The sequence below is a fragment of the Demequina salsinemoris genome (assembly GCF_000974805.1).
Lineage (GTDB): Bacteria > Actinomycetota > Actinomycetes > Actinomycetales > Demequinaceae > Demequina > Demequina salsinemoris.
Window position 1 is genome coordinate 265,753 of the sequence record NZ_BBQZ01000005.1, and the last position, 23,642, is coordinate 289,394.

26 protein-coding genes are annotated in these 23,642 nt (G+C 71.6%); 19 read left to right on the plus strand and 7 right to left on the minus strand.

Features of this window, described 5'->3' with window-relative positions; genetic code table 11:
* Window positions 1-36: 36 nt before the first annotated feature.
* The 3 genes from AOP78_RS11280 to AOP78_RS11290 all read right to left on the minus strand — a co-directional run bounded on the left by AOP78_RS11280 (window position 37) and on the right by AOP78_RS11290 (window position 2,518).
* Window positions 37-570: a flavodoxin family protein gene (locus AOP78_RS11280; RefSeq protein ID WP_062204542.1), complete on the minus strand. Its 534-nt coding sequence runs from the start codon at window positions 568-570 to the stop codon at window positions 37-39.
* A gap of 101 nt (window positions 571-671) precedes the next feature.
* The gene (add, locus tag AOP78_RS11285) at window positions 672-1,712 is read right to left on the minus strand and encodes an adenosine deaminase (RefSeq protein WP_152659519.1); all 1,041 of its coding nucleotides are present in this window, start codon (window positions 1,710-1,712) and stop codon (window positions 672-674) included.
* 86 nt (window positions 1,713-1,798) lie between these two features.
* A complete protein-coding gene (locus AOP78_RS11290) occupies window positions 1,799-2,518 on the minus strand; it encodes an IclR family transcriptional regulator (RefSeq protein ID WP_062204547.1) in 720 nt (239 codons plus the stop codon).
* Window positions 2,519-2,576: 58 nt separating this feature from the next.
* Here AOP78_RS11290 and leuC point away from each other — a divergent pair, with 58 nt between their 5' ends.
* The 4 genes from leuC to AOP78_RS11310 all read left to right on the plus strand — a co-directional run bounded on the left by leuC (window position 2,577) and on the right by AOP78_RS11310 (window position 6,040).
* Window positions 2,577-4,001: a 3-isopropylmalate dehydratase large subunit gene (gene leuC, locus AOP78_RS11295; protein WP_062204551.1), complete on the plus strand. Its 1,425-nt coding sequence runs from the start codon at window positions 2,577-2,579 to the stop codon at window positions 3,999-4,001.
* Window positions 4,002-4,013: 12 nt separating this feature from the next.
* Window positions 4,014-4,652: a 3-isopropylmalate dehydratase small subunit gene (gene leuD / locus AOP78_RS11300; RefSeq protein ID WP_062204556.1), complete on the plus strand. Its 639-nt coding sequence runs from the start codon at window positions 4,014-4,016 to the stop codon at window positions 4,650-4,652.
* A 102-nt stretch (window positions 4,653-4,754) separates the two neighbouring features.
* The gene (locus AOP78_RS11305) at window positions 4,755-5,369 is read left to right on the plus strand and encodes a TetR/AcrR family transcriptional regulator (protein WP_062204558.1); all 615 of its coding nucleotides are present in this window, start codon (window positions 4,755-4,757) and stop codon (window positions 5,367-5,369) included.
* Window positions 5,366-6,040 (plus strand): nucleoside/nucleotide kinase family protein, encoded by a 675-nt coding sequence (locus tag AOP78_RS11310; RefSeq protein WP_062204562.1) that lies wholly within the window; start codon window positions 5,366-5,368, stop codon window positions 6,038-6,040. The genes AOP78_RS11305 and AOP78_RS11310 overlap by 4 nt, the downstream gene beginning before the upstream one ends.
* Before the next feature lie 25 nt (window positions 6,041-6,065).
* Here AOP78_RS11310 and AOP78_RS11315 read toward each other — a convergent pair whose 3' ends face one another.
* A complete protein-coding gene (locus AOP78_RS11315; RefSeq protein WP_062204565.1) occupies window positions 6,066-6,974 on the minus strand; it encodes a carbohydrate kinase family protein in 909 nt (302 codons plus the stop codon).
* A 102-nt stretch (window positions 6,975-7,076) separates the two neighbouring features.
* On the opposite strand from AOP78_RS11315, the gene murA reads away from it, so the two are divergent.
* The 5 genes from murA (at window position 7,077) to AOP78_RS11340 (ending at window position 12,021) form a co-directional block, all read left to right on the plus strand.
* Window positions 7,077-8,387, plus strand: coding sequence for a UDP-N-acetylglucosamine 1-carboxyvinyltransferase (gene murA / locus AOP78_RS11320; protein WP_062204569.1), 1,311 nt, complete (start codon window positions 7,077-7,079; stop codon window positions 8,385-8,387).
* The gene (locus AOP78_RS11325; RefSeq protein WP_062204572.1) at window positions 8,387-9,109 is read left to right on the plus strand and encodes a lysophospholipid acyltransferase family protein; all 723 of its coding nucleotides are present in this window, start codon (window positions 8,387-8,389) and stop codon (window positions 9,107-9,109) included. The genes murA and AOP78_RS11325 overlap by 1 nt, the downstream gene beginning before the upstream one ends.
* The gene (locus AOP78_RS11330) at window positions 9,106-10,107 is read left to right on the plus strand and encodes an NAD(P)H-dependent glycerol-3-phosphate dehydrogenase (protein ID WP_062204575.1); all 1,002 of its coding nucleotides are present in this window, start codon (window positions 9,106-9,108) and stop codon (window positions 10,105-10,107) included. Before AOP78_RS11325 ends, AOP78_RS11330 begins: the two co-directional genes overlap by 4 nt.
* Window positions 10,108-10,138: 31 nt before the next feature.
* On the plus strand, window positions 10,139-11,230 hold the full coding sequence (locus AOP78_RS11335; RefSeq protein WP_062204578.1) for a D-alanine--D-alanine ligase family protein: 1,092 nt from the start codon (window positions 10,139-10,141) through the stop codon (window positions 11,228-11,230).
* 122 nt (window positions 11,231-11,352) lie between these two features.
* Complete coding sequence (locus AOP78_RS11340; protein WP_062204583.1) at window positions 11,353-12,021, plus strand: SDR family NAD(P)-dependent oxidoreductase; 669 nt, start codon at window positions 11,353-11,355, stop codon at window positions 12,019-12,021.
* A gap of 57 nt (window positions 12,022-12,078) precedes the next feature.
* Here AOP78_RS11340 and AOP78_RS11345 read toward each other — a convergent pair whose 3' ends face one another.
* Window positions 12,079-12,558 (minus strand): DUF3515 family protein, encoded by a 480-nt coding sequence (locus AOP78_RS11345; protein WP_062204585.1) that lies wholly within the window; start codon window positions 12,556-12,558, stop codon window positions 12,079-12,081.
* Between the two features lie 47 nt (window positions 12,559-12,605).
* Between AOP78_RS11345 and AOP78_RS11350 the strand changes: the two genes are divergently transcribed.
* The 8 genes from AOP78_RS11350 to AOP78_RS11385 all read left to right on the plus strand — a co-directional run bounded on the left by AOP78_RS11350 (window position 12,606) and on the right by AOP78_RS11385 (window position 18,847).
* A complete protein-coding gene (locus AOP78_RS11350) occupies window positions 12,606-13,109 on the plus strand; it encodes a hypothetical protein (protein WP_062204588.1) in 504 nt (167 codons plus the stop codon).
* Window positions 13,093-14,469, plus strand: a complete 1,377-nt coding sequence (locus AOP78_RS11355; RefSeq protein WP_062204591.1) for an MATE family efflux transporter — start codon at window positions 13,093-13,095, stop codon at window positions 14,467-14,469. Before AOP78_RS11350 ends, AOP78_RS11355 begins: the two co-directional genes overlap by 17 nt.
* A 282-nt stretch (window positions 14,470-14,751) precedes the next feature.
* Window positions 14,752-15,198, plus strand: a complete 447-nt coding sequence (locus tag AOP78_RS11360) for a hypothetical protein (protein WP_062204592.1) — start codon at window positions 14,752-14,754, stop codon at window positions 15,196-15,198.
* Window positions 15,198-15,425, plus strand: a complete 228-nt coding sequence (locus AOP78_RS11365) for a helix-turn-helix transcriptional regulator (protein WP_062204731.1) — start codon at window positions 15,198-15,200, stop codon at window positions 15,423-15,425. Before AOP78_RS11360 ends, AOP78_RS11365 begins: the two co-directional genes overlap by 1 nt.
* A 64-nt stretch (window positions 15,426-15,489) precedes the next feature.
* A complete protein-coding gene (locus AOP78_RS11370; RefSeq protein WP_062204596.1) occupies window positions 15,490-16,224 on the plus strand; it encodes a DUF4386 domain-containing protein in 735 nt (244 codons plus the stop codon).
* The gene (locus AOP78_RS11375; RefSeq protein WP_062204599.1) at window positions 16,221-17,195 is read left to right on the plus strand and encodes an NAD(P)-dependent alcohol dehydrogenase; all 975 of its coding nucleotides are present in this window, start codon (window positions 16,221-16,223) and stop codon (window positions 17,193-17,195) included. Before AOP78_RS11370 ends, AOP78_RS11375 begins: the two co-directional genes overlap by 4 nt.
* 140 nt (window positions 17,196-17,335) lie before the next feature.
* Window positions 17,336-18,277 (plus strand): thiamine-phosphate kinase, encoded by a 942-nt coding sequence (locus AOP78_RS11380; protein ID WP_062204603.1) that lies wholly within the window; start codon window positions 17,336-17,338, stop codon window positions 18,275-18,277.
* Between the two features lie 27 nt (window positions 18,278-18,304).
* Complete coding sequence (locus AOP78_RS11385; RefSeq protein ID WP_062204607.1) at window positions 18,305-18,847, plus strand: GNAT family N-acetyltransferase; 543 nt, start codon at window positions 18,305-18,307, stop codon at window positions 18,845-18,847.
* A gap of 10 nt (window positions 18,848-18,857) precedes the next feature.
* On the opposite strand, the gene AOP78_RS11390 is transcribed toward AOP78_RS11385, so the two are convergent.
* On the minus strand, window positions 18,858-19,094 hold the full coding sequence (locus tag AOP78_RS11390) for a PLD nuclease N-terminal domain-containing protein (protein ID WP_062204610.1): 237 nt from the start codon (window positions 19,092-19,094) through the stop codon (window positions 18,858-18,860).
* Between the two features lie 278 nt (window positions 19,095-19,372).
* On the minus strand, window positions 19,373-19,564 hold the full coding sequence (gene rpmB / locus AOP78_RS11395) for a 50S ribosomal protein L28 (RefSeq protein WP_062204614.1): 192 nt from the start codon (window positions 19,562-19,564) through the stop codon (window positions 19,373-19,375).
* 241 nt (window positions 19,565-19,805) lie between these two features.
* Between rpmB and AOP78_RS11400 the strand changes: the two genes are divergently transcribed.
* Both AOP78_RS11400 and AOP78_RS11405 read left to right on the plus strand, forming a co-directional pair.
* On the plus strand, window positions 19,806-21,326 hold the full coding sequence (locus AOP78_RS11400; RefSeq protein ID WP_062204616.1) for a DAK2 domain-containing protein: 1,521 nt from the start codon (window positions 19,806-19,808) through the stop codon (window positions 21,324-21,326).
* The gene (locus AOP78_RS11405) at window positions 21,323-23,632 is read left to right on the plus strand and encodes an ATP-dependent DNA helicase RecG (RefSeq protein WP_083980067.1); all 2,310 of its coding nucleotides are present in this window, start codon (window positions 21,323-21,325) and stop codon (window positions 23,630-23,632) included. Before AOP78_RS11400 ends, AOP78_RS11405 begins: the two co-directional genes overlap by 4 nt.
* The last annotated feature ends 10 nt before the right edge of the window (window positions 23,633-23,642 follow it).

Here is a 23,642-nt window from a genome sequence, read left to right on the forward strand (position 1 = left end):
CGTCAGGCGGTTGTCAGGATCAGGTCGTCGCCAGGATCACGCAGCCGCGGCGTTCAGCACGGTCGCGAGCTGCGCGCCCCACGCGCGGGCCTTCGCGAGCTCGCCGTCCTTGAGCAGGTCCGCCTCGGTGGGCCCGGCGTTGCGGAAGTCCACGCGGAAGCTCTTCGGCTGAGCGAGCAGCGAGCACCCCTTCGCGGCCTGCGCGCGGATGATCGCGGTCGAGGAGCCTCGGCCGAGGGGCCCGCGGACGCGGGTGTCGAACGCTGTGGCGGGGATGGCCAGCTCGGGCAGTCCCGCGAGCCAGTCGCGCATGAGCGGCGCGTCGGTGCGAGGCGCCAGGTGCGCCTCGTCGACCTTCTTCGCGGCGGCGGCCGCGAGGGACTCCGAGGTGGGCAGGCTCATGCCGTGCACCGGCGCCCCCGCGATGAGGGCGCGGATCGATGCCGCCTCCGCTGGGTCGGTGTCGGCTGTCGACACCGCGATCGCCTCCTCGCCGAGGCCCTCCGCGATGGCGCGAGCGATCGCCGCTGTGTTGCCCCACAGCGACTCGTACACCACCCAGATAGCCATGGGAAAAGCCTGACCGACATCGCGGCGGAAATCGTCGGACGAAGGTCCTGAAATCCCCGTTGTCGCGTGTCACCAGGGCGAATATGCCCCGGTGGCGAGAGTCAGGAATCGGCGAGAGCGGTGTCCAACGCGAGCATCTCCGCGGCGAACCTCGCGCGCATGGCGGCCTTCGTATCGTCGTCGCAGAACGCGCCGTCGATCCCGGCGAGCGCGATCCGCTTGGCGTCCTCGACGCCGAGCCCCATGAGCGGCAGCGCCTCCCTGAACTCGCGTGCCACGGACGTCCGGAAGAACACCGCATCGTCCGAGGAGAAGCTGACCGAGAGCCCTGCGTCGATCATCCTGCGGATCCGATGCTCGGGGTCGATCGTCCAGCCGGAGCAGATCGTGGTGGACCACGGGGTGGTCGCGAAGTGCATGCCCGCGTCGCGGGCGCGCGCGGTGAGCGCAGGGTCGTCGACGATGCGGTAGCCGTGGTCGATGCGGTCCACAGCGAGGTCCTCGAGGGCGACGCGCACGTTCTCGGGGGCGTCGACCGGGCGCTCGCCGACGTGCGCGGTGGTCTTGAGCCCGTGCCGGCGCGCGAGCGCGTAGGCGTCGGAGAAGCGGCCGGGGTCCTCGGTGAGCTCGGGGGTCAGGTCGTCCATCCCGATCCCGACCACCTCGGGGATCGGGTCGGCGAGCACCTGCTCCACGAGCTCGACCGCCGCGGCGGGGGAGTCCTGGCGGTTGATCGCGACGACGATGCGGAAGCCGACGCCGAGATCGGCCTCGGCCGCTCGCAGGCCGTCGATGATCGGGTCCAGCAGGTCCCGGTAGCCGAGGCCCTTCGGAGCGAAGTACTGCGGGTTGACGTAGTACTCGCGGTAGCGCAGCGACCCGGCGGCCGCGTCCGCCCGCACCCCGTCGTACGCGACCTGCGCGAGGTCCTCGGAGGTGCGAAGCACGTCCGTCGCGGCGCGGAACGCGACGAGGAAGTCCGCGAGGTCGTCGTAGTCGAACAGCGTCTCGGGATCCGTCGTCGGCAGCGCGACGCCGTAGCGGTCCGCGAGCTGGATGAGCCGCCCCGCGGACATCGTGGACACGAAGTGGCAGTGCAGCTCTGTCTTCGGGAGGAGTCTCAGGTAGTCGTCGACGCGCATGAGGTCAGTGAAGCGCACCGATGTTTCGCGCGCGCGTCGGCGCCGAGGGACTGGCCAGGGACGATGCGGGGGATGAGGGGGCGCCGTCAGCCGGCGGTGCGGCGCAGGACCTCGCTGAGCTGCTGGGCGGCCTCGACGACCGCTGTCGCGTGCATCGTCCCGGGGTGGGCGGTCATGCGCTCGGCCGGGCCCGAGATCGAGACGGCCGCGATCACCGTGCCCGCGGTGCCCCACACAGGGGCGGACACGGAGCTGACGCCGGGCTCGCGCTCGCCCGAGGACTCGGCGTAGCCGCGCTCGCGGACGACCGCGAGGTCGCGAGCGGTGTAGCGCGCTGCGGCGAGCGTGCGATGGATGCGCTCGGTCTCCTCCCATGCGGTGAGCACCTGCGCGGCGGAGCCCGCGGCCATGGTCATGGTGGTGCCGACGGGGATCGAGTCGCGCAGGCCCATCGCGCGGTCGGCGGAGGCGATGCAGATGCGCTGGTCGCCGTGCGGGCGGTACAGCTGCGAGGACTCGCCGGTGCGGTCGCGCAGGACGGTGAGCACGGGCTGCGCGGCGGAGACGAGGCGGTCCTCGCCCACCGCGGCGGCGAGCTGCGCGAAGCGCGGTCCCAGGATGAACGCCCCGGTAGCGTCGCGGCCCACGAGGCGGTGGTGCTCGAGCGCGAGCAGCAGCCGGTGCGCGGTGGGGCGCGCGAGGTGCGTGGTCGTGACGATCTGGCCGAGGGTGGCGGGGCCCTCCTCCAAGGCGGTCAGCAGGGCCGCCGCCTTGTCAATCACGCCGACGCCGCTATGATTGTCCATAGAGCGATACTAGCGTCTCAAAATGTGAGATGTCTAGACCGAGATCGAGGAGGAGAGCATGGGTACGACCCTCGCCGAGAAGCTGTGGGCCAACCACCTGGTCAAGAAGGGTGAGGGCGGCGCTCCCGACCTCATCTACATCGACCTTCACATGTGCCACGAGGTCACGAGCCCGCAGGCGTTCGAGGGCCTCCGCATCGCCGGACGCAAGGTCCGCCGCCCGGACCTCACGATCGCGACCGAGGACCACAACACGCCCACGCTGGACATCGACCTCCCGATCGCGGACGAGACCAGCCGCAAGCAGGTCGACAAGCTGCGCGAGAACACGAACGAGTTCGGCGTCCGCATCCACTCGCTGGGCGACGCCGACCAGGGCATCGTCCACGTCGTCGGCCCCCAGCTCGGGCTCACCATGCCCGGTATGACCGTGGTCTGCGGCGACTCGCACACCTCGACCCACGGCGCGTTCGGGTCGCTCGCGTTCGGCATCGGCACCTCCGAGGTGGAGCACGTCCTCGCCACCCAGACGCTGCCGCTCAAGCCGTTCAAGACGATGGCGATCAACGTCGACGGTGAGCTGCCCAAGGGCGCGACCGCGAAGGACATCATCCTCGCGATCATCGCGAAGATCGGCACCGGCGGCGGCGCGGGCTACGTGCTCGAGTACCGTGGCGACGCGATCCGCAACCTCTCCATGGAGGGGCGCATGACGATCTGCAACATGTCGATCGAGGCCGGCGCCCGCGCCGGCATGATCGCGCCCGACGAGACGACCTTCGAGTACGTCAAGGGCCGTCCGCACGCCCCCGAGGGCGCCGACTGGGATGCCGCCGTCGAGTTCTGGAAGACGCTCAAGACGGACGACGACGCGGTGTTCGACACCGAGGTGAACCTCAACGCCGCCGACCTCGAGCCCTTCATCACCTGGGGAACGAACCCCGGCCAGGGCCTGCCGCTGTCCGCCAACGTGCCGAGCCCCGAGGACTTCGCCGAGGAGTCCGACCGCGAGGCCGCGAAGAACGCGCTCGAGTACATGGGCCTCACGCCCGGCACGCCGTTTCGCGACATCACGATCGACACGGTGTTCCTGGGCTCGTGCACCAACGGCCGCATCGAGGACCTGCGCGCCGCCGCGGCGATCCTCCAGGGTCGCAAGAAGGCCGACAACATCCGCCTGCTCGTCGTCCCCGGTTCGGCGCGCGTCCGCCTCCAGGCCGAGCGCGAGGGCCTCGACAAGATCTTCCTCGACTTCGGCGGCGAGTGGCGCAACGCCGGCTGCTCGATGTGCCTGGGCATGAACCCCGACCAGCTCAAGCCGCAGGAGCGCTCGGCGTCCACCTCGAACCGCAACTTCGAGGGCCGCCAGGGCAAGGGCGGCCGCACGCACCTCGTGTCCCCGCTCGTCGCCGCCGCCACCGCGGTGCGCGGCACCCTGTCCAGCCCCGACGACCTCGACGACGCGCCCTCGGCGCTCGCGTAAAGGAGACGAGCCATGGAGAAGTTCACCACCCACACCGGCGTCGGCGTCCCGCTGCGTCGCTCCAACGTCGACACCGACCAGATCATCCCCGCGGTGTACCTCAAGCGCATCACGCGCACGGGCTTCGAGGACGCGCTGTTCGCGGCCTGGCGCGGCGACCCCGAGTTCATCCTCAACAAGCCCGAGTACACGCACGGCTCCGTGCTGGTCGCGGGCCCCGACTTCGGCACCGGCTCATCCCGCGAGCACGCCGTGTGGGCGCTCAAGGACTACGGCTTCAAGGTCGTGCTCGCCTCGCGCTACGCGGACATCTTCCGCGGCAATTCCGGCAAGCAGGGCCTCGTCACGGGCGTCGTCAGCCAGGAGAACATCGAGCTGCTGTGGAAGCTGCTCGAGACCGAGCCCGGCAAGGAGATCACGGTCTCGCTCGAGGACCGCACCGTCACGTGCGGAGAGCTGACGGTCCCGTTCGAGATCGACGACTACGTCCGCTGGCGCCTCATGGAGGGTCTCGACGACATCGGCCTGACGCTGCGCGACGAGGAGGCCATCACGGCCTTCGAGGCGACCCGCGAGTCGTGGCGTCCCAAGACGCTGCCCGCGAAGACGCTCCCCAAGGAGGAGATCGTCGCGGCGCGTCCCGTCGACTGACCGACGCAGCACGCGCGATGCGCTCGCCGTCCCCAGGGACGGCGAGCGCATCGCCGTATCGGCCTCCGCGAACGCGGAAGGCGCCGGGAATAGGATGCAAAGGTGAACGCTGAGGGGCGAGTGAAGCGCCGGCGTCGGGGCGACGCGCTCGAGGACGCGATCCTCGACGCGGCCTGGGACGTCCTGAGCGAGGGCGGCCACGCTGCCTTCACGCTCGACGCGGTCGCGCGCCGCGCCCGCACGAGCCGCACCGTGCTCGCCCGCCGCTGGGAGGACCGCGCCGCCCTCATGAAGGCCGCGCTGTGGAAGCGCGGCCGCTCCGAGGACGGCGCCGCCCTCGACACCGGTTCCCTGCGCAACGACGTGCTGGTCCTGCTCGGCAACGCGTCGCTGCGGCCCGATCGCTACGAGGCGCTGCTCTACGCCTCGGCCTCGGGCGACGCGCTCGCCGACGGAGCCGAGCGCAGCCGGCTGCGGGAGATCTTCCTGTCCGACTCCGTGACGCGCATGGAGGACGTCTGGTTCCGCGCCGTCGATCGCGGCGAGGCGCCGGACGGGAGCGTCGACCCCTGGCTGCTCGCGCTGCCGTTCGACCTGTTCAGCGCCGAGGTGCTCATGACCAGGCAGGCTCCGGGAGCGCTGCGGCTCGCGTGGATCGTCGACGAGGTGTTCATGCCGCTCGTCCGCGCGCGCCTCGCCCAAGGACGCGCCTCGTGACGGCCCCGGCCGACCTCCCGCGCGGCGCGCTCGACCTCGCGGGCGCGCTCGCCGCGCAGGTCATCGACGACGCGGACTCCTCCGCCGGCACGCGGCTGATCGGCGTCGCGGGCGGCCCCGGCTCGGGCAAGTCGACGCTCGCGGCGGCCCTCGTGGCCGTGATCCGCCAGCGGCGGGCCGACCTCAAGCCCGCGCTCGTGCCGATGGACGGATTCCATCTGCCGCAGGCCGAGCTCGAGGCGCGCGGCCTCGCCGGCCGCAAGGGCGCCCCCGAGACCTTCGATCCCGCAGCGCTCGTCGCCGTGCTCGACGCCCTGCGCGCGCCGCGGAGCGAGGCGGTGCCCGTCCCCGACTACGACCGCGCGCTTCACGAGCCCGTGCATGGGCGACTCTCCGTGCCCGCCGACTGCCGCATCGTCCTGGTGGAGGGCAACTGGCTCACCCTGGACTCGACCCCGTGGCTGCGCGTGCACGAGCGCCTCGACGCGCTGTGGTTCCTGGACGTGCCCTGGGAGGCGTGCCGCGAGCGGCTCATCGCGCGGCGCGTCGCCACGGGCCGTGAGCCCGGACCCGCGCGCGTCTGGGTGGACACCGTGGACGCCGAGAACTACTGGCTCGCCCACGACTCCTCGCGCACCGCGGACCTCATCCTCACGCCGGGCACCTGCTGAGCCGGTCGACGCCCGGAGCTCACGCTCAGCGCTCGTGGGGGAGCCGGCCGCTCAGCCACGAGCGCGTCCCGAACGATCCGAGCGACGCGCCCGCGACCGCCGACGCCCACACCGCATCGTCGTGGATGCGCTCATCCTCGAGCCCGAGCTCGGCGATGCGGAACGCGAAGGCGCCATGGAAGAAGTCTCCGGCGCCGAGAGTGTCGACCACGGGGACGGGCCGCACGCCGGCCTCGCCCGATCCGACGGGCGTGCGGTAGAGCACCGATCGACCGCCGCGCGTGATGAGGACCCGCTGCACGCCGAGCGCGAGCAGGGTGCTGACCACGGCCGCGGGCTCGCCGTCGGTCCCGGGCGGGGCGAAGTCGTCGGAGACGACCGCGATGTCGACGTGGTCGAGGACGTCGAGCGAGTAGGGCTTCCAGCTGCCCGCGTCGAGGATCACGGGGACCCCGGCCTCGCGCGCGGCACGCGCGATCGGGATCCCCAGATGGCGGTGGTAGCCGTCGAGGAGCACCGCGTCGAGGCCATGGACCAGGGACGATGCGTCAAGATCCGCCGGGGTCTCGCGTTCCGAGGCCGCGGTGCCGGTGGGGGAGACGACGGCGCGGTCGCCGGTCGCCTGAGTCACCATGATCGCCGCGGTCGCGGGCGGGCCGTCGCCCGAGGGATCCGCCACGCGGACGTCGACGCCGCAGTCCCGGAGGTCGGAGAGCACGAGCTCGCTCAGCTGATGCGGGGGCAGGGCCGTCACGAGCGTCGTCTGGGCGCCGCATCGTGCCGCGGCGACCGCCGCGTTGGCGGCGGGGCCACCGCCCGCGAGGAGGAAGTCGAGCGCGGCCACCTTCTCGTTGGGGCGCGGCAGCCGCTCGACGAGCTGGACGACGTCGAGCGTGGCGAGGCCCGCGCACAGGACGCGAGGCGGATCGGTCACGGCACCACTGTAGAGCCGAAGGCCCTGGTCTCCCGGGAGTCACTCGCGCCGCGCTGTGGAGATCGGACGGGCCGAGCGTCCGAGATGGGGCACCATAGGACCATGACCGATTCCATCCGCGTCACCGGCGGGCGGCCGCTCGAGGGCGAGATCACCGTCCGGGGCGCCAAGAACTTCGTCTCCAAGGCCATGGTGGCCGCTCTGCTCGGCTCCACCGCCTCCACCCTGCGCAACGTCCCCGAGATCCGCGACGTCAAGGTGGTGTCCTCGCTGCTGCGACTCCACGGCGTCGACGTCGACTACGACGTCGAGTCCGGCGTGCTCAGCATGGACACGTCCGAGCTGAAGTTCGCCGACGCGATGCAGATCGCCACGCACGCCGGCTCGTCGCGCATCCCCATCCTGCTGTGCGGCCCGCTCCTGCACCGCCTGGGCGAGGCCGTCATCCCCGACCTCGGCGGCTGCCGCATCGGCGACCGCCCCATCGACTTCCACCTCGAGATCCTGCGCAAGTTCGGCGCCGTCGTGACCGAGGCCGGCGACGGCCTGCACCTGACCGCCCCGAACGGGCTCAAGGGCATCCATCACGAGCTGTCCTACCCGTCCGTCGGCGCGACCGAGCAGCTGCTCCTCACCGCCGTCATGGCGGAGGGCATCACGACCCTGCACAACATGGCGGTCGAGCCCGAGATCAAGGACCTCATCGACACGCTCCAGAAGATGGGCGCGATCATCTCGGTCGACACCGACCGCTCGGTGACGATCGAGGGCGTGCCCGAGCTGTTCGGTTACGACCATGTCGCGCTCGGCGACCGCATCGAGGTCGGCTCGTGGGCCTGCGCGGCCCTCGCCACCGGCGGCGACATCATGATCAAGGGCGCCCAGCAGCGTCACATGGGCATGTTCCTCAACGTCTTCCGCAAGGTCGGCGGCGAGTTCACGGTGACCGCCGACGGCATCCGCTTCCGCCACCCCGGCGGCGACCTCAAGCCGATCGCGATCCAGACGGACGTGCACCCCGGCTTCATGACCGACTGGCAGCAGCCGCTCGTCGTCGCGCTGACCCAGGCCGCCGGCCTCAGCATCGTCCACGAGACCGTGTACGAGAACCGCTTCGGCTTCACCGAGGCGCTCGTCCAGATGGGCGCGCACGTGCAGCTGTACCGCGAGTGCCTGGGTGACAAGAAGTGCCGCTTCGGGCAGCGCAACTTCACCCACTCCGCGGTGATCTCCGGTCCCACGCCGCTCAAGGCGGCCGACATCGAGGTCCCCGACCTGCGCGGCGGGTTCTCGCACCTCATCGCCGCGCTCGCGGCCGAGGGCACGTCCACGGTGCACGGCATCGGCATCATCGACCGCGGATACGAGAGCTTCCGCGACAAGCTCGCCGCGCTCGGCGCGAGCGTGGAGTGATGGCGACCCCCGAGACTCGCGGCTACAAGGCTGCGGCCTACTTCCTGCGCTCGATCTTCGGTCCGGCGACCCGCAAGGACTGGCACGGGGCGGAGAACCTCCCGAAGGACTCCGGCTTCATCGCGGTCTCCAACCACGTGAGCTACGCGGACCCGATCACGCTCGGGCACTTCCTGTACCTCAACGGGCATCCGCCCAGGTTCCTCGCGAAGTCGTCGCTGTTCGAGCTTCCCGTGATCGGCAAGGCGCTCCACGGCGTGGACCAGATCCCCGTCTACCGGGGGACGTCTCGCGCGAAGGATGCGGTCGACAAGGGCATCGAGGTGCTGCGCCGCGGAGACATGATCGCGATGTTCCCCGAGGGCACCCTCACGCGCGACCCCGACCTGTGGCCCATGGTCGCTCGGCCGGGCGCCGTGCGCATGGCGCTCGACGCGGGCGTGCCGATCATCCCCGTCGCCCAGTGGGGCGCGCATCGTCTGCTCGCCCCCTACGGCAAGATGTTCAAGCCGTTCCCGCCCAAGACGATCACCGTCGTCGCCGGGCCTCCGATCGACCTGAGCGACGTCGGGGACAAGCGCGACGCGGAGACGCTGCGGAACGCGACCGACAGGGTCACCGCCACGCTCACCGCGATGCTCGCCGACATCCGCCAGGAGGAGGCGCCGTCCTCGCCGTGGGACATGCGCAAGGGCGGTCGCGTCTCCGGAGCCGAGTCATGACCCGCGCCGCGGTCCTCGGCGCGGGCGCGTGGGGAACCACCTTCGCCGCGGTGCTCGCGGACGCGGGCACCGACGTCACCCTGTGGGGCAGGGACGATGTGGCGGTCGCCCAGGTGCGCGACGAGCGCCGCAACGACCGGGCCCTCGCGGGGCTGCACCTGCCCGAGGGGATCAACGCGACGACGGACGCCGCCGAGGCGCTCGACGGCGCCGAGATCGTCGCGGTCGCGCTGCCCTCGCAGCATGTGCGCGGCGTCATCTCGCCCTGGGCGTCGCTCGTGCCGTCCGGCGCGGTCGTGACCTCGCTGATGAAGGGCATCGAGCTCGGCACCCACCAGCGCATGACGCAGGTGCTCGCGGAAGCGTGGGGTCTTCCGGACGACCGCCTCACCGTGGTCTCGGGCCCCAACCTCGCGCGCGAGATCGCCGAGCGTCAGCCGACCGCCACCGTCGTCGCGGGCGCCGACTCCGGCGCGGCCGAACTTGTCGCATCGTCCACCGCGTCGTCGTACTTCCGCCCCTACACGAACTCGGACGTCGTCGGCGTCGAGCTCTCGGGCGCCTACAAGAACGTCATCGCCGTGAGCGTCGGCATCGCCGACGGCATGGGCTTCGGCCACAACACCACGGCGACCGTCATCACGCGGGGCCTCGCGGAGATCACGCGGCTAGGCCTCGCCCTCGGCGCGGCGCCGGAGACGTTCTCGGGACTTGCGGGCATGGGCGACCTCATCGCGACGTGCGCCTCGCCGCTGTCGCGCAACCACACGCTCGGCTCCGCGATCGGCAAGGGCGCGAGCCTCGAGGAGGCGATCGCGACCACCGGCGGCACCGCCGAGGGCGTCAAGACCTCCCTGTCGATCCAGGAGCTCGCGCGCGAATGCGGCGTCGACGTGCCGATCTGCGACGCCGTGGTGGCGATGATCCACGAGGGCGCGCCCAAGGAGGCCGTGCTGCAGGCGCTCGTGTCGCGGCCGCGCAAGGCCGAGGGCCAGTAGTGTCGAATCAGATCAGGACCGAAGGGACACGATGAACCCCAAGCCGACCGTGGCCGTGCTGTTCGGCGGCCGATCGTCCGAGCACGGGGTGTCCTGCGTCACCGCGGGCGGCGTGCTGGGAGCGATCGACCGCGACACCTACGACGTCGTCGCGATCGGCATCACGCGCGACGGCCGCTGGACGCTCGCCTCGACCGACGCGGCCGACTGGCGGATCGTCGACGGCGCGATGCCCGTGGTCGCCGACGAGGGCCCCACTGTTCTCCCGCCCGTCCGGGTCGGCTCCACCGAGTGGAGGCTCGACGACGGCACGGCGGTGACGCCCCTGGGCGCGATCGACGTCGTGTTCCCCGTGCTTCACGGCCCGTACGGCGAGGATGGGACGATCCAGGGCGCGCTCGAGCTGATCGACGCCCGCTTCGTCGGCTCCGGCGTGCTCGCGTCCGCGGTCGGCATGGACAAGCAGTTCATGAAGGCCGCCTTCGTCGACGCCGGACTGCCCGTGGCCCCGGGAATCGTGCTGCGGCCCGGCGAGCCCGTCGCCCCGCGGATGCCCGAGCTCGAGAAGCTCGGCCTGCCGGTCTTCGTGAAGCCCGCGCGCGCCGGCTCCTCGATGGGCATCTCCAAGGTGACCTCGTGGGACGAGCTCGAGGCGGCCGTCGCGGATGCCGCCAAGCATGACCCCAAGGTTCTCGTCGAGGCGGGGATCGTCGGACGCGAGATCGAGACCGCGGTGCTCGCGACGGGCCAGGAGGTCCGCACCTCGCCGCAGGGCGAGATCGTCACGAAGGGCGACCACGCGTTCTACGACTTCGAGGCCAAGTACCTGGACGAGGGCAACGTGGAGCTCCTGTGCCCCACGGCGCTCGACCCTGGCGTGGCCGCGACCGTCGCGGACTTCGCGCGGCGCGCGTTCCTCGCCGTCGGCGCCGAGGGACTCGCGCGCGTCGACTGCTTCGTCGGTTCCGACGGCTACGTGACGGTCAACGAGATCAACACGATGCCGGGCTTCACGACCACGAGCATGTATCCGCGCATGTGGGCGGTCGCCGGCATCGCGTACCCGGCGCTCGTCGAGGCGCTGATCCAGGAGGCGCTGAACCGCCCGCTCGGCCTGCGCTGACTCGTCACGGGTGCCGCCTCGCCGGGTGAGGTCTGCGCGTCGCCGCCCGAGCACCGCCACCCTGCCCGCTCCTGGCGCTAGGGTCGTCCGTAGGAGCTGTCAGCGACGTCGAAGGAGACCTCATGCCCACGCTCGCCATCATCGGTGCGGGACCGAATCTCGGCGCGGCCGTCGCGCGCCGCTTCGGGCGAGAGGGCTTCGCGGTCGCGCTGATCTCGCGGGACCAGGAGAAGCTCGACGCGATCGCCGCGGACCTCTCACGGGAGGGGATCGAGGCACGCGGCTACGCGGCCGACGTCCTTCAGCCCGCGCAGCTCGTGGGGGCGCTCGAGATGGCGGCGGCCGAGCTCGGGCCGATCACCGCCTTGCAGTACAGCCCGTTGCCGTTCCGCAGCTTCCTCAACCCGGTGCTCGACCTCACTCCCGAGCTCGCCACGCAGGCCTTCCAGTTCTCGGCGCTGGGGCTGATCCACGCCGCCCGCACGGTGCTGCCCGCGATGCGCGAGGCCGGCGAGGGCTCGATCATCCTCATCAACGGCGGCACCTCGGTCAAGGCCAGGCACGGCTTCTCGGGCACGTCCGTCGCCTTCCCCGCCGAGAGCGCCTACGGCGAGATGCTGCACGACGCGCTCGGCGTCGAGGGCATCGGGGTCCACCAGCTCGTGATCCCCGGCGCGATCCCCAAGCTGCGCTACACGATCGACGAGGTCGCCGACAAGATCTGGGAGATCCACATCGGAGGCGGCGACTTCAGGACGATGCTCATCCCGCTGGACGAGGGACGCGAGTAGCGCTCGGAGCGGGCGGGGCCCACCACCCGCCGTTCTCGCACGCGCCGCCCCAGGCGGTCAGGAGCAGGTCAATCCGTTCTCCGGGGCGAGCGAGGCCGGCCCCGACAGCTCTGCGAGCAGATCCCCGAGGGCCTCATCGGCGCGCACCTTCGGCACCGTGACCTCAAGCGCGGGGGAGCGGCCGAACGACGTGGCGACCCACGCATCGTCCGTCTCCGTGATGATCCAGTCCTGGGACGCCGTGGACGTGTCGACCGCGAGGCACTCGTCGGTAGTCGGTCCGGGCGGCTCGACGCCGCAGCGCGCGACGATCACGCCCTCGTCGTCGCCCCACGCGGCCGTCGCCTGCGACGTGGTGGTGCGCTTGTCGAGCCCGCCGAGCTCGTCGGGCACAGCGAGCATGACCCGCGCGCAGTCGGCGTCGCCCGCGTACTCGGCGGGCTCGACCGCGTAGGGCGACGCGCAGCCCGCGAGGGTCGGCGCGAGGACCGCGGTGAGGACCGCTGCGGGGCCGATCGCGGAGAGTCTGCGGGGCATGCCCACAGCCTAGGCGTGGCTAGGGTGGAGTCCTGACGAGGAGGACCATGCCGCACACCGAGAACCTGCTGTCCCCGCCGGCGTGGGCCGAGCCGTTCCGCCCGTGGTATCGCCACTGGGCGGTCGCGGTCCTGCTGGGCGTGCTCACGATGGGCGTCTTCGGCTACGTGTTCCTCTCGCTGCCGTTCCTGGTCGTGCTCGTCGCGATCGTGATGGTGCCCGCGACCGCCCTCAACGCCTGGCTCGGCTACCAGGGACGATCCATCGCCACCGCCGAGACCTCCGTGCTTCAGGCGCGCGTCGTCGACGACCAGCTCGAGCTGGGCGGCATGACGTCGCCCCTCGCTCGGCGCAGGTGGGCGTCGTTCGCGCCCGGCGTGCTCTCGCTCGCCGAGGTAGGCGCGACCAAGCAGGGCGCGGTGCTGTACGCGATCTCCGACGGACAGTCCGAGGTGCGCTTCCTGCACGACTCCGACGTGACCCCGGAGCGCCTGAACACGGCCATGGAGCCGGTCCGCAGCCACGGCGTGCGCGTTGTCGTCCGGGACTGACCTGCTGCGGGGGCTCCCGCACCGGCGCGCGTTCGCGCTGGCCTGGCCGGCGATCCTGTCCAACATCACGGTGCCGCTCGTCGGCCTCGTGGACACCGCGATGCTCGGCCACTTCTCCGACGCGACGCATCTCGGCGCGGTCGCGATCGGCGGGACCGTCATCGGCGCGGTGGTCTGGCTGCTGGGCTTCTTGCGCACAGGCACCACCTCGTTCGTGGGGCGTTCGCTCGGGGCTGGCCGTGAACAGGAGGCAGTCGCGCATCTTCAGCGGTCGGTGCTCATGGCCGTGGCGCTCGGCGGGGCGATCCTCGTCCTCCAATGGGTCGCGGTGCCGCTGCTCATGGGCGTGCTCGCCCCCGAGGGTGCCGTGCGGGCCTTCGCGACCGACTATGCGCTGATCCGCCTCCTCGCCGCCCCCGCCACCCTGCTCACGCTCGTCGCCAACGGATGGTTCGTCGGATCGGGGGACACGCGTCGCCCGCTCGCGATCGTCGCGACGGTCAACGTGCTGAACATCGTCCTCGACGTGACGTTCGTCGCCGGGCTGGGGTGGGGATCCCAGGGTGCTGCGGCCGCATCGGCCCTGGCAGAGTGGGTTGGCGTCGGCCTCGCCGCGGTGCTCTGGTGGCGCGCGGCATCGCCGGCCGTGCGAGAGGCGTTCCGGCGCTGGCGGGGCAAGGGCCTGCGCTCCGGCTGGGGTGCGGTGGTGGCGCTCAACGGGTGGCTCTTCGGGCGCACCGCGATCCTCTACGCGGTCCTCACCTTCGTCACGGCCTACGCCGCGCGCATCGGGGAGGACGTGCTCGCGGCCACGTCGGTACTCATGCAGTTCATGCTGCTCGCGTCGTACGCGCAGGACGGCTACGCGCATGCGGCCGAGGCGATGTCCTCGCGCGAGATCGGGCGGCGTGACGTGCGCGAGTTCCATCGGGCCAACCTCGCGGCGGCGGTGCCGGCGGTGACGATCGGTGCGGTCTTCACGCTGCTGTACCTCGTGGCGCGCGATCCGCTCATCTCAGTCATGACGGACCTGCCCGAGGTGAGCGCCTCCGTGCGCGAGTACTTCCCGTGGGTGATCTGGCTTCCGCTGTTCAGCTCGCTCGCGTATCTGTTCGACGGAGTGTTCCTGGGGTCGGGCCACACGCGCGCGATGCTCGTGACGATGCTGCTCTCCGCCGTCGTCGTGTTCTTCCCTGTGCTGGCGGTGGGGGCGCTGTGGGTCGGTGACGACCGCGGGCACGATCTGTGGCGCGCGTTCCTGCTGTTCAACATGGCGCGCGGGGTGTTCCTCGGGATCGCCTACTGGGTGACGACGGCGCGCGGGGCCTGGCTCGAGCACGAGGAGTCGGTTCCCGCCTAGGCGCGCCCAGCTGCCGCATCGTCCCCGTCCACCCGCCTGCCGCATCGTCCCTTCCCGCCCGCCCCCGCATCGTCCCCGTCCACCCGCCCATGCGTGCTGGAGGGAACTGAGTGCAGGATGTGCCGCAAATCCTGCACTCAGTTCCCTCCAGGAGACGTGAGGTGCCGCCGATGGGTGCGAGCGCGGGAATCGAGCCGACCGATGTCAAGAAAAGTTGACAGCATGTCCGCTCCGCCTTACTTTGGCCGTGTCAGAGATCTGTGACATCACGAGGAGGCGGCCATGTCCATGCAGCAGCGCACCGTGTGGGCCTCGCTCATCGCGTTCATCCTGGTCGGCATCGTCTACGCGGCCGTCATGATCCCGCGCACGATCGGCTCCAGCCCGGAGGCGATCAGCTGGGTGTGGCCCATGGGCATCGCGATGGGGTCGATCGTCGTCGTGATCATCGCCGGGGTCATCGTGTCCACGATCGGCGGTGCCATCTCGGCCACCGTGCGCGGCGAGGAGCCCGAGTTCGAGGAGGGCGACGAGCGCGACAAGCAGATCGAGAACTACGGCGATGCCAAGGGGCTGTCCGTGGGATCGTTCGGCGCGCTCGGCGCGATCATCCTCGCCATGAACGACGTGGATCCGTTCTGGATCGCACAGCTGCTCTTCGCCGTCGGCCTGCTCGGCGGCATCGTCGGCGCGGCCCTCAAGCTCCGCGCCTACTCGCGGGGGCTGTGATGCCCCGCTCCACGAAGGTCACCAACGACATCCGCACGCTGCGCTTCATGCACGGCGAGATGACGCAGGCCGCGCTCGCGAAGAGCGTCGGCGTGACGCGTCAGACCATCATCGCGATCGAGCAGGGCAGGTACTCGCCCTCGCTCGAGGTCGCGTTCCAGATTGCGCGGGTCTTCGGCGTCCCGCTCGAATCCGTGTTCAGCTACGCCGACGACGTCGACGCCTGAACGCGTCGGCTCTCCGGGGGGAGAGATCATTACCACCACCACAGTCGCGCCGGCGCGCCCCGGCATGGACGATGCGACGCGCACCACCGCGCGCGTCACCGGAGCCTCGTACCTGGGGCTCGCTGTCACAGGGATGCTCGGGTTCCTGCTTCTGCGCCCGGCCTTCCTCGGCGAGGACGGGCTCTCGACCGCGGCGAACCTCGTCGACAGCCCGCCGCGCACCCTGCTGTTCCTCGGCCTCGAGCTCGGCACAGTCGCGACGCAGGCGCTCGCGGCCGTGTGCTTCTACAAGCTCCTGCGGGGCCTCAACCCGGTGGCCGCCTGGGCCACGGCGGCGTTCGGCATGGCCAACGCGCTCGCGATCCTCGGATCGGCCGCGATGCTCATGACCGCCGCCGCGGTCGAGGACGATGCGTCGCTCGCCCCGGGCGGGGACGTCGGCGCCACCGTCTCCCTCCTGTGGGCGACCGCCGACTCGTGGTGGGCCGTGGGAGCGCTGTTCTTCGGCCTGTGGCTCATCCCGATGGGGCATGTCGCGCGGACCTCGGGGCGTTTCCCCTCGTTGCTGGGGTGGTTGCTCATCGTCGGCGGCGCGGGCTACGTCGTGAGCGCGTTCCTCGGGCTTGTCGAGGGCGCGGCGCCGTCGTGGCTCGTGGACGCGGTCGCCATGCCCGCGACCGTGGCCGAGCTCTGGATGATCGGCTACCTGCTGATCGTGGGGATCCGGCCCGCGACCGCGCCCGCCACTGCGAGCCCGGCCGCTGCTGGCCCGCTCCCGAGCGAGGGCGTGGCCCGATGAAGGCCGTCGTCTATGACACGTACGGCGGTCCCGAGGTCATGCGCCTGGTCGACATGCCCGCCCCGTTGCCGCAGAAGGGCCAGGTCCGCATCGCGAATCGAGCGGCCTCGCTCAATCCCTACGACTGGCACGTCTACCGCGCCGATCCCGCGCTCGCCCGCAGCTTCAGCGGCTGGCGGTCCCCGGGTTTCAGGGTGCTCGGCGCCGACGTCGCGGGCGTGGTCGACGCGGTCGGTCCCGGGGTGGATGGCCTCGCCGTCGGGGATGAGGTGTACGGCGAGATCAGCTTCGGCGGGTGCGCGCAGTTCTGCGTCGCGGACGCCTCGCGCATCGCGCACAAGCCCGCGGGGCTGTCGTTCGATGAGGCTGCCGCCCTGCCGATGGGCGCGCTCACCGCGCTGCAGGGGCTCGAGACCGCCGGGATCCGTGAGGGCTCGCGTGTGCTCATCATCGGTGCCTCTGGCGGGGTCGGGCACCTGGGGGTGCAGATCGCCAAGGCGCTGGGAGCCTCTCGCGTCGTCGCCGTGTGCTCGGGGCGCAACGCGGCATGGGTGCGCGAGCTCGGCGCCGACCGGGTCGTCGACTACGTGCGCGAGGAGGTCGCCGACTGCGGCGAGCAGTTCGATGTGGTGCTCGACCTCGTCACCACATCGTCGCTGCGCGACCTCGCGAGGATCATCGCGCCCGACGGCGCCTACGCTCCCATGGGCGGCGTCGGGGGAGGCTGGCTGCTCGGCCCTGCATCGGCGATCCTCCGCGCGAAGGCGCTGGGACCCATCGTGAAGCGCAAGGTCGTCCAGCTCACGGCCGTCCCGAATGCCGCGGACCTCGTGAGGGTCGCCGGCTGGGTCGACGAGGGGCTCGTGACGCCCCGCATCGACACCGTGTATCAGCTCGACGGGTACGGGACGGCGCTTGAACGGCTCGAGGGAGGGCACGTCGCAGGCAAGCTCGTCGTGCGGACCGCGTGACCGAGGTGGCCGTCGCATCGTCCTGACCGGGACGACCGGGACGACCGGGACGGTCGGAACGACCGGGACGGTCGGAACGGTCGGAATGGCCGCATCGTCCCTGGCGATCGCATCGTCCACACCCGCCTAGGCTTGTCCGCATGACTTCCATCGGCGAGATCGGCGAGGACGCGCTCATCGCGCTGTTCGCCCCGCGGCTTCCGGACACCGACGCCGAGATCCTCGGGCCTGGGGACGATGCGGCGGTGGTCGCCGTCGACGGTCACCTGGTCGTGTCGTCGGACGTGCTGGTCGAGGGCCGCCACTTCCGGCGGGAATGGTCGACCGGTGCCGACGTGGGCTGGCGCGCCGCGATGCAGAACCTCGCCGACATCGACGCGATGGGAGCGGTCCCGACGTCCTTGCAGATCACGCTGTGCCTGCCCGAGGACACCGACGTGGACTGGGTCCTCGACTTCGCGGACGGGATCCGTGAGGCGTGCGAGCCGCACGGCGTCGGCGTCGTCGGGGGAGACCTGTCAGGGGCCGATCAGATCGTCGTGTCCGTCACCGTGCTGGGCGAGACGCACGGCACCGAGGTCGTGACCAGGGCCGATGCGCATCCCGGGATGGTCGTCGCGGTGTCCGCGCCGCTCGGGGCCGGGGCCGCTGGGCTCGCGGTGCTCACCGCCGGGATCGGCGCCGCGCCCGAGGCGGTCGCGCTGTTCAAGCGCCCGCGTCCCGTGGTCGGCGCTGGTCTCGAGGCCGCGCTGCGCGGAGCTGCCGCGATGATGGACATCTCCGACGGGCTGCTGCGCGATGCTGGTCGGATCGCGCGCGCGTCCGAGGTGGGGATCTCCATCGATTCGTCCGCTGTTCCCGTGCACCCGGCCGCCTCGGTGGCGGCCGCGGCGCTCGGGGTCTCCGCGCTCGACTTCGCGCTCACCGGGGGAGAGGACCACGCGCTGCTCGCGGTGTTCCCCTCCGCGTCGTCCGTGCCGCCGGGCTGGGAGGCCGTCGGGACCGTGACCGACGAGTTCGCCGGCGTGCGCGTCGACGGCGCCGTGCCCGAGGCCCTCGGCTGGGACCACTTCTCGGCGTAGCGTTCGCGCGCGTCTGGCATCGGCTCCATGAATCTGCTTCCTGCCGAACTGGGCGAGGGCGTCGCCCTGAGAGTGATCGAAGAGGACGACGCGGCCCCGCTCGCCGCGGCTCTCGTGCGCAACCGCGATCACCTCGCGCCGTGGGACCCCGAACGGCCGCACGCCTTCTGGACCGAGGGCGGCCAGTCCGAGCGCATCGCCGACCTGCGCGAGGATTTCGAGCTCGGGCGCGGCCTGCCGCTCGTCCTTGTCGACGGCCCGGACATCGTCGGAGCGATCACGGTCTCCCAGATCGCTCACGGGCCGTTCCTGAGCGGCAGCGTCGGATACTGGCTCGACGGATCGTACGAGGGACTGGGCCTGGTGACGCGGGCCCTCGGGCGAGCGGTGGAGGTGTGCCGCGACGAGCTCGCGCTTCATCGTCTTCAGGCGGCGGCGCTGGTGCACAACGAGAGGTCGCGTCGGGTGCTCGAGCGGGCGGGGTTCAGCGAGATCGGCGTCGCCGAGGGGTACCTGCTGATCGCCGGCGAATGGCAGGACCACGTGCTGTATCAGCGTCTCCTGAGGTGAACGAGCGGCACTAGGCCTCGGCTGAGGGATCTCGCCTCGCGCGTCGCCCGACGCGGCCCCACAGGAGGTACAGGATCGGGCCGAGGGGGAACAGGAGGACCGTCGCGCCGATCCACGCCCACTTGGGGGCGACCTTCACGTCACCGCGCACGATGTCCGCGATGACGAGCGCCATCAGCACCGCCGACAAGGCCCACCAGGGCGAGAGGCCCAGCGTCTCGAGGCTTCCGGTCAGCTCCGTCTTCATGCGTCCCCCACAGCAGTTCCCCCACGTTCGGATGAAGCCAACCTACGGCAGAGCCGGCGCGCATGTGTCGCGCCGCGTCCGGACGCTTTCTGACACAGCACGCCCGCCTCGCACGGCGTGTTCCGCGCGACACGCCGCGTCGCCGCCGCGCGATGTGTCAGAAAGTGTCCGCTCGCGCAGAGGCCAGGCCGTGGCCGGCCACCCGTAGGGCAAGCAGAAAGGGCGCCTCCCCGAGGGGAAGCGCCCTTTCCGAGATCAGCGGATGGACCGCTGCACGATCAGATCGCGCGGGTAACCTTGCCGGCCTTGAGGCACGAGGTGCACACGTTCAGGCGCTTGGGGGTACCGGCGACCACGGCACGGACGCGCTGGATGTTCGGGTTCCAGCGACGCTTCGTGCGGCGGTGCGAGTGCGAGATGGAGTGCCCGAACGAGGGGCCCTTGCCGCAGACGTCGCAGTTGGCAGCCACGATAGTTCTCCTACAGTTCTTGCACGCCGGCGACTTCCGACAGTGCCACGATTGAGAGCCCGAAGGTGCTCGGGCAACCGCACAAGGATAGCCGACGATTCCGTTTCGCGCCAAACAGCGCGTCGGAGCGGCCCGTCCCTGCGTCCCAGTGTCCCATGGTCGTGCCACGATAAGGAGCGGTGGACGGCGATCCCGCGCGGGATCGGATGACCATCAGAACGCGACCAGGAGGTGCACCGGGATGAGCGAGGCCACCGAGCTGCGCCGCTGGCTGACCTCTGGCGTCGACGCCGTGAAGCGTGCCCGCGAGAGTCTCGACGCGATCAACGTGTTCCCGGTCGCGGACTCGGACACCGGCACCAACATCTATCTGACCCTTCAGGAGGGCAACCGCGCGGTCGCCAAGCTTCCGGACGATGCGACCCACAGGGAGGTCGTGGCGGCGTTCGCCCGAGGTGCCCTCCTGGGAGCCCGCGGCAACTCCGGCGTGATCGTCTCGCAGTACCTCTCGGGCTTCCTCACGGCGATCGACGAGCGCGGCGGCCTCAACAAGGCGAAGCCGACGGCGATCGCGGAGGCGATGGAGATCGCGGCCGAGGCCGCGTATCGCGCCGTGAGCTCGCCGGTCGAGGGCACGATCCTGTCGGTCGCCCGCGCGGCCGCGAAGGGCGCGCGCGATGCGGCGAGTGTCAAGGCGGGGCGCGAGGCCGTGGCCGTGGCGGCCGTCGTGTCGGCTCGCGCGGCCCTCGCTCTCACCCATGAGCAGCTGCCGAGCGCGCGTGACGCCGGCGTGGTCGACGCGGGTGCGGCGGGCCTGGTCCTCCAGCTGGAGATGCTGGCCGAGACGCTCGCCGGACGCGATGCGCTCGCCGCCCTCGATGAGGTCGAGTGGGAGCTCAGGGACGGCCGGAACGTGATCCACGGGCCGGGGCCGCACTCTCACGGCATCCCGGGAGGCGGCGCCTACGAGGTGATGTTCGTGGCCGAGCCGGAGGACGCGGGCATCGTCGCGTCCCTGCGCGTCGAGCTCGAGGCCGTCGGTGACTCCGTGACGGTGTCCCACGGGCATGGGCTCGCGCAGGCGCACGTGCACACGGACTCCCCGGAGGCCGCCGTGCGGATCGCGCAGTCGGTCGAGGCGCGACAGATCGTCGTGCGCAGCCTCCTCATGAGCCAGGTCGGCGATCGCGCCGCGACCGGCGTCGTCGCGCTCACGTCGTGCCCGGGGCTCGCGGAGCCGCTCACCGATGCGGGCGCCGTGGTGCTCGTGGTGCCTGACGCCTCCAAGATGAAGAAGCGCGAGCTGCGACGGGCGGTGAAGGATGCCTCCGGGTCCTCCGCCGTGGTGGTCGCGGGCAACCCCGCGCTCCGGCTCGCGGCGCGAGAGCTCGCGGCACGCTGGCGCCACTGGCATCTGACCGTCCTGGACGCCGGGCACGAGGCCCAGGTGGTCGCCGCCGTGGCGGCTGCCGCGCTCGCGACCCCTGGCGAGGACCTCGCGGTCCTGATGTCCGATGCGGTGGCGAGCACGGCCGTGGCCGCCTCCTCGGTCGACGCGCTCGACGACGACCTCGACCGGATGATCGGTCCCGACACGGACCTCGTCACCCTGATCCTCGCGAGGGGGGTCCCTGTCGACGTGGCCGCCCAGGCGCGCGTGTCCGTCGCTCAGGTCGCCCCGATGGCGGATGTCCAGGTCTACGAGGGCGGTCACGGAGCACCGGGGATCCTGATCGGCGTCGAGTCGTCTCCAGTCGCATGAGCGGGCCTGGCGGCCGGGACGATGCGGTGGGGCCGGCGGTTCCCGGCGACCATGCCGGCGGGCGCCTGAGCGAGCCGCTGACGCGGGTGCTCGGCTCCCGCACCGCGCAGTCGCTCGGGAAGCTGGGACTCGAGACGGTCGGCGATCTGCTCCGCCACTACCCGCGCAGGTACGGCAGCCCGGGCGAGATGACGCCCATCCGTGACCTCAAGGTGGGCGAGCACGTCACGGTCATGGCGCAGGTGCGCTCCGCCACCGCGAGGCCCATGCGCAATCGTGGGGGTGCGATGCTCGAGGCCGTCGTGACGGATGGGCAGGACTCGCTGCGGCTGACGTTCTTCGCCAAGCGGATGGGCGTGCTGCGCATGCATGAGGACAAGCTGCGCGCCGGCCGCACGGGGCTGTTCACCGGCACGGTCGGCGAGTACCGGGGCGAGCGCCAGCTCACGCACCCCGACTATCTGATCGTGGGCGTCGATGCCGCGGATGAGGACGAGGCCGTCCTCGAGGCGTCGCGGCCCATCCCGATCTATCCGGCCGCGGCGGGCGTCCCGACGTGGCGCATCGGTCGGTCGGTCCGGACGGTGCTGGATCCGCTCGCGCCCGCCGAGGTCGACGATCCCGTCCCGTCGGAGCTGCTCGAGCGACACGGGCACATGGGGCTCCTCGACGCGTGGCGCGGGATCCATACGCCCGAGGTCGACGCGGACTGGCGCGCTGCTCGCGCGCGCCTGGTCTACGAGGAGGCGCTGGTCCTTCAGGCCGCGCTTGCGCGGCGCCGCGCCGTGCATGACGCGCACGCGACGCTGGCTCGCCCCGGGAGGGCCGACGGGGCGCTCACGGCCTTCGACGCGCAGCTGCCGTGGCCGCTGACGGGCGCCCAGGTGCGCGCGGGGGAGCGGATCGCGGCGGATCTGGCCCGCGAGACGCCGATGCTTCGGCTGCTCCAGGGTGACGTCGGCTCGGGCAAGACCCTCGTCGCGCTGAGGGCGATGCTGCAGGTCGTGGACTCGGGCGGCCAGGCCGCGCTGCTCGCGCCCACCGAGGTCCTCGCAGGTCAGCACCTTCGCACGCTCAGGGCCATGCTCGGCGCGCTCGCGGACGCGGGAACGCTCGGCGGCGACCCGCGCGGCACCCGGATCACTCTGCTCACCGGCTCGCAGGGGGCCGCGTCCCGGCGCAAGGCGCTCGCGGATGCGGCCTCGGGCGAGGCAGGCATCGTCGTCGGCACGCACGCGCTGCTGAGCGAGACCGTGCAGTTCGCCGACCTGGGGCTCGTCGTGGTCGATGAGCAGCACCGTTTCGGAGTCGAGCAGCGCGATGCGCTGCGCACCCGCGGCGTGCATCCGCCGCACATGCTCGTCATGACCGCCACGCCGATCCCGCGCACGGTCGCGATGACGGTGTTCGGCGATCTTGAGACCACTGTGCTCGACGAGAAGCCCGCGGGTCGCGCCGAGGTGACGACGCACGTCGTCCCTGCGGGCAACCGTGCGTGGCTGGATCGCGTCTGGGCGCGCATCGCCGAGGAGGTCGCCCAGGGACGCCGCGCGTACGTCGTGTGTCCCCGCATCGAGGAGGGCGAGACGACGCCCGACGACGACGCACCCGAGGCGAGCGCGGACGACCTCGCCGACGACGGCCTCCTGGACCTCGGCGGCAAGGCCAAGGGGGAGGCCAAGGAGCGTCCGCCCCTGGCCGCCGCGACCCAGGTCGTCGAGATGCTCCGCGCCCGGCCCGAGCTCGCCGGCACCGGCATCGGCCTGTTGCACGGACGCATGGCGTCCGACGACAAGGACGATGCGATGGCGGCTTTCGCGTCCGGCCGCACCCCGGTCCTCGTGTCGACGACCGTGGTCGAGGTCGGCGTCGACGTCCCCGAGGCCTCCGTCATGGTGGTCATGGACGCTCAGCACTTCGGCATCTCGCAGCTCCATCAGCTGCGCGGGCGCATCGGGCGCGGCGGACTTCCAGGGGTGTGCCTGCTCGTCACGAACGCCGAGGAGGGAACGCTCGCCGCCGAGCGCCTCGCCGCGGTGGCCGGGACCACCGACGGCTTCGAGCTCGCCGACAAGGACGTCGAGCTGCGCCGCGAGGGCGACGTGCTCGGCACCGCGCAGTCCGGGGGACGCAACTCGCTTCGCCTGCTGCGCGTCGTCAGGGACGCGAAGGTGATCGCGCAGGCCAGGGACGATGCGCGCGAGCTCGTGGCCGCCGATCCCCAGCTCGCGGACCACCCGGCATTGGCGGCGGCGATCGACGAGTGGCTCGGCGAGGAGCGCGAGCAGTTCCTCGAGCGGGGCTAGCGTGAGCCGG

What these genes read in the sequence shown, in the direction of transcription:
- AOP78_RS11340 (WP_062204583.1), top strand. Translation starts at nt 11,353, where the DNA reads ATGCCCACGCTCGCCATCATCGGTGCGGGACCGAATCTCGGCGCGGCC.
- AOP78_RS11390 (WP_062204610.1), bottom strand. Translation starts at nt 19,094, where the DNA reads ATGAAGACGGAGCTGACCGGAAGCCTCGAGACGCTGGGCCTCTCGCCC.
- AOP78_RS11290 (WP_062204547.1), bottom strand. Translation starts at nt 2,518, where the DNA reads ATGGACAATCATAGCGGCGTCGGCGTGATTGACAAGGCGGCGGCCCTG.
- AOP78_RS11365 (WP_062204731.1), top strand. Translation starts at nt 15,198, where the DNA reads ATGCCCCGCTCCACGAAGGTCACCAACGACATCCGCACGCTGCGCTTC.
- AOP78_RS11335 (WP_062204578.1), top strand. Translation starts at nt 10,139, where the DNA reads ATGAACCCCAAGCCGACCGTGGCCGTGCTGTTCGGCGGCCGATCGTCC.
- AOP78_RS11330 (WP_062204575.1), top strand. Translation starts at nt 9,106, where the DNA reads ATGACCCGCGCCGCGGTCCTCGGCGCGGGCGCGTGGGGAACCACCTTC.
- leuD (WP_062204556.1), top strand. Translation starts at nt 4,014, where the DNA reads ATGGAGAAGTTCACCACCCACACCGGCGTCGGCGTCCCGCTGCGTCGC.
- AOP78_RS11345 (WP_062204585.1), bottom strand. Translation starts at nt 12,558, where the DNA reads ATGCCCCGCAGACTCTCCGCGATCGGCCCCGCAGCGGTCCTCACCGCG.
- AOP78_RS11360 (WP_062204592.1), top strand. Translation starts at nt 14,752, where the DNA reads ATGTCCATGCAGCAGCGCACCGTGTGGGCCTCGCTCATCGCGTTCATC.
- AOP78_RS11400 (WP_062204616.1), top strand. Translation starts at nt 19,806, where the DNA reads ATGAGCGAGGCCACCGAGCTGCGCCGCTGGCTGACCTCTGGCGTCGAC.
- leuC (WP_062204551.1), top strand. Translation starts at nt 2,577, where the DNA reads ATGGGTACGACCCTCGCCGAGAAGCTGTGGGCCAACCACCTGGTCAAG.
- AOP78_RS11405 (WP_083980067.1), top strand. Translation starts at nt 21,323, where the DNA reads ATGAGCGGGCCTGGCGGCCGGGACGATGCGGTGGGGCCGGCGGTTCCC.
- AOP78_RS11385 (WP_062204607.1), top strand. Translation starts at nt 18,305, where the DNA reads ATGAATCTGCTTCCTGCCGAACTGGGCGAGGGCGTCGCCCTGAGAGTG.
- AOP78_RS11325 (WP_062204572.1), top strand. Translation starts at nt 8,387, where the DNA reads ATGGCGACCCCCGAGACTCGCGGCTACAAGGCTGCGGCCTACTTCCTG.
- AOP78_RS11370 (WP_062204596.1), top strand. Translation starts at nt 15,490, where the DNA reads ATGGACGATGCGACGCGCACCACCGCGCGCGTCACCGGAGCCTCGTAC.
- AOP78_RS11350 (WP_062204588.1), top strand. Translation starts at nt 12,606, where the DNA reads ATGCCGCACACCGAGAACCTGCTGTCCCCGCCGGCGTGGGCCGAGCCG.
- AOP78_RS11380 (WP_062204603.1), top strand. Translation starts at nt 17,336, where the DNA reads ATGACTTCCATCGGCGAGATCGGCGAGGACGCGCTCATCGCGCTGTTC.
- AOP78_RS11280 (WP_062204542.1), bottom strand. Translation starts at nt 570, where the DNA reads ATGGCTATCTGGGTGGTGTACGAGTCGCTGTGGGGCAACACAGCGGCG.
- AOP78_RS11375 (WP_062204599.1), top strand. Translation starts at nt 16,221, where the DNA reads ATGAAGGCCGTCGTCTATGACACGTACGGCGGTCCCGAGGTCATGCGC.
- murA (WP_062204569.1), top strand. Translation starts at nt 7,077, where the DNA reads ATGACCGATTCCATCCGCGTCACCGGCGGGCGGCCGCTCGAGGGCGAG.
- add (WP_152659519.1), bottom strand. Translation starts at nt 1,712, where the DNA reads ATGCGCGTCGACGACTACCTGAGACTCCTCCCGAAGACAGAGCTGCAC.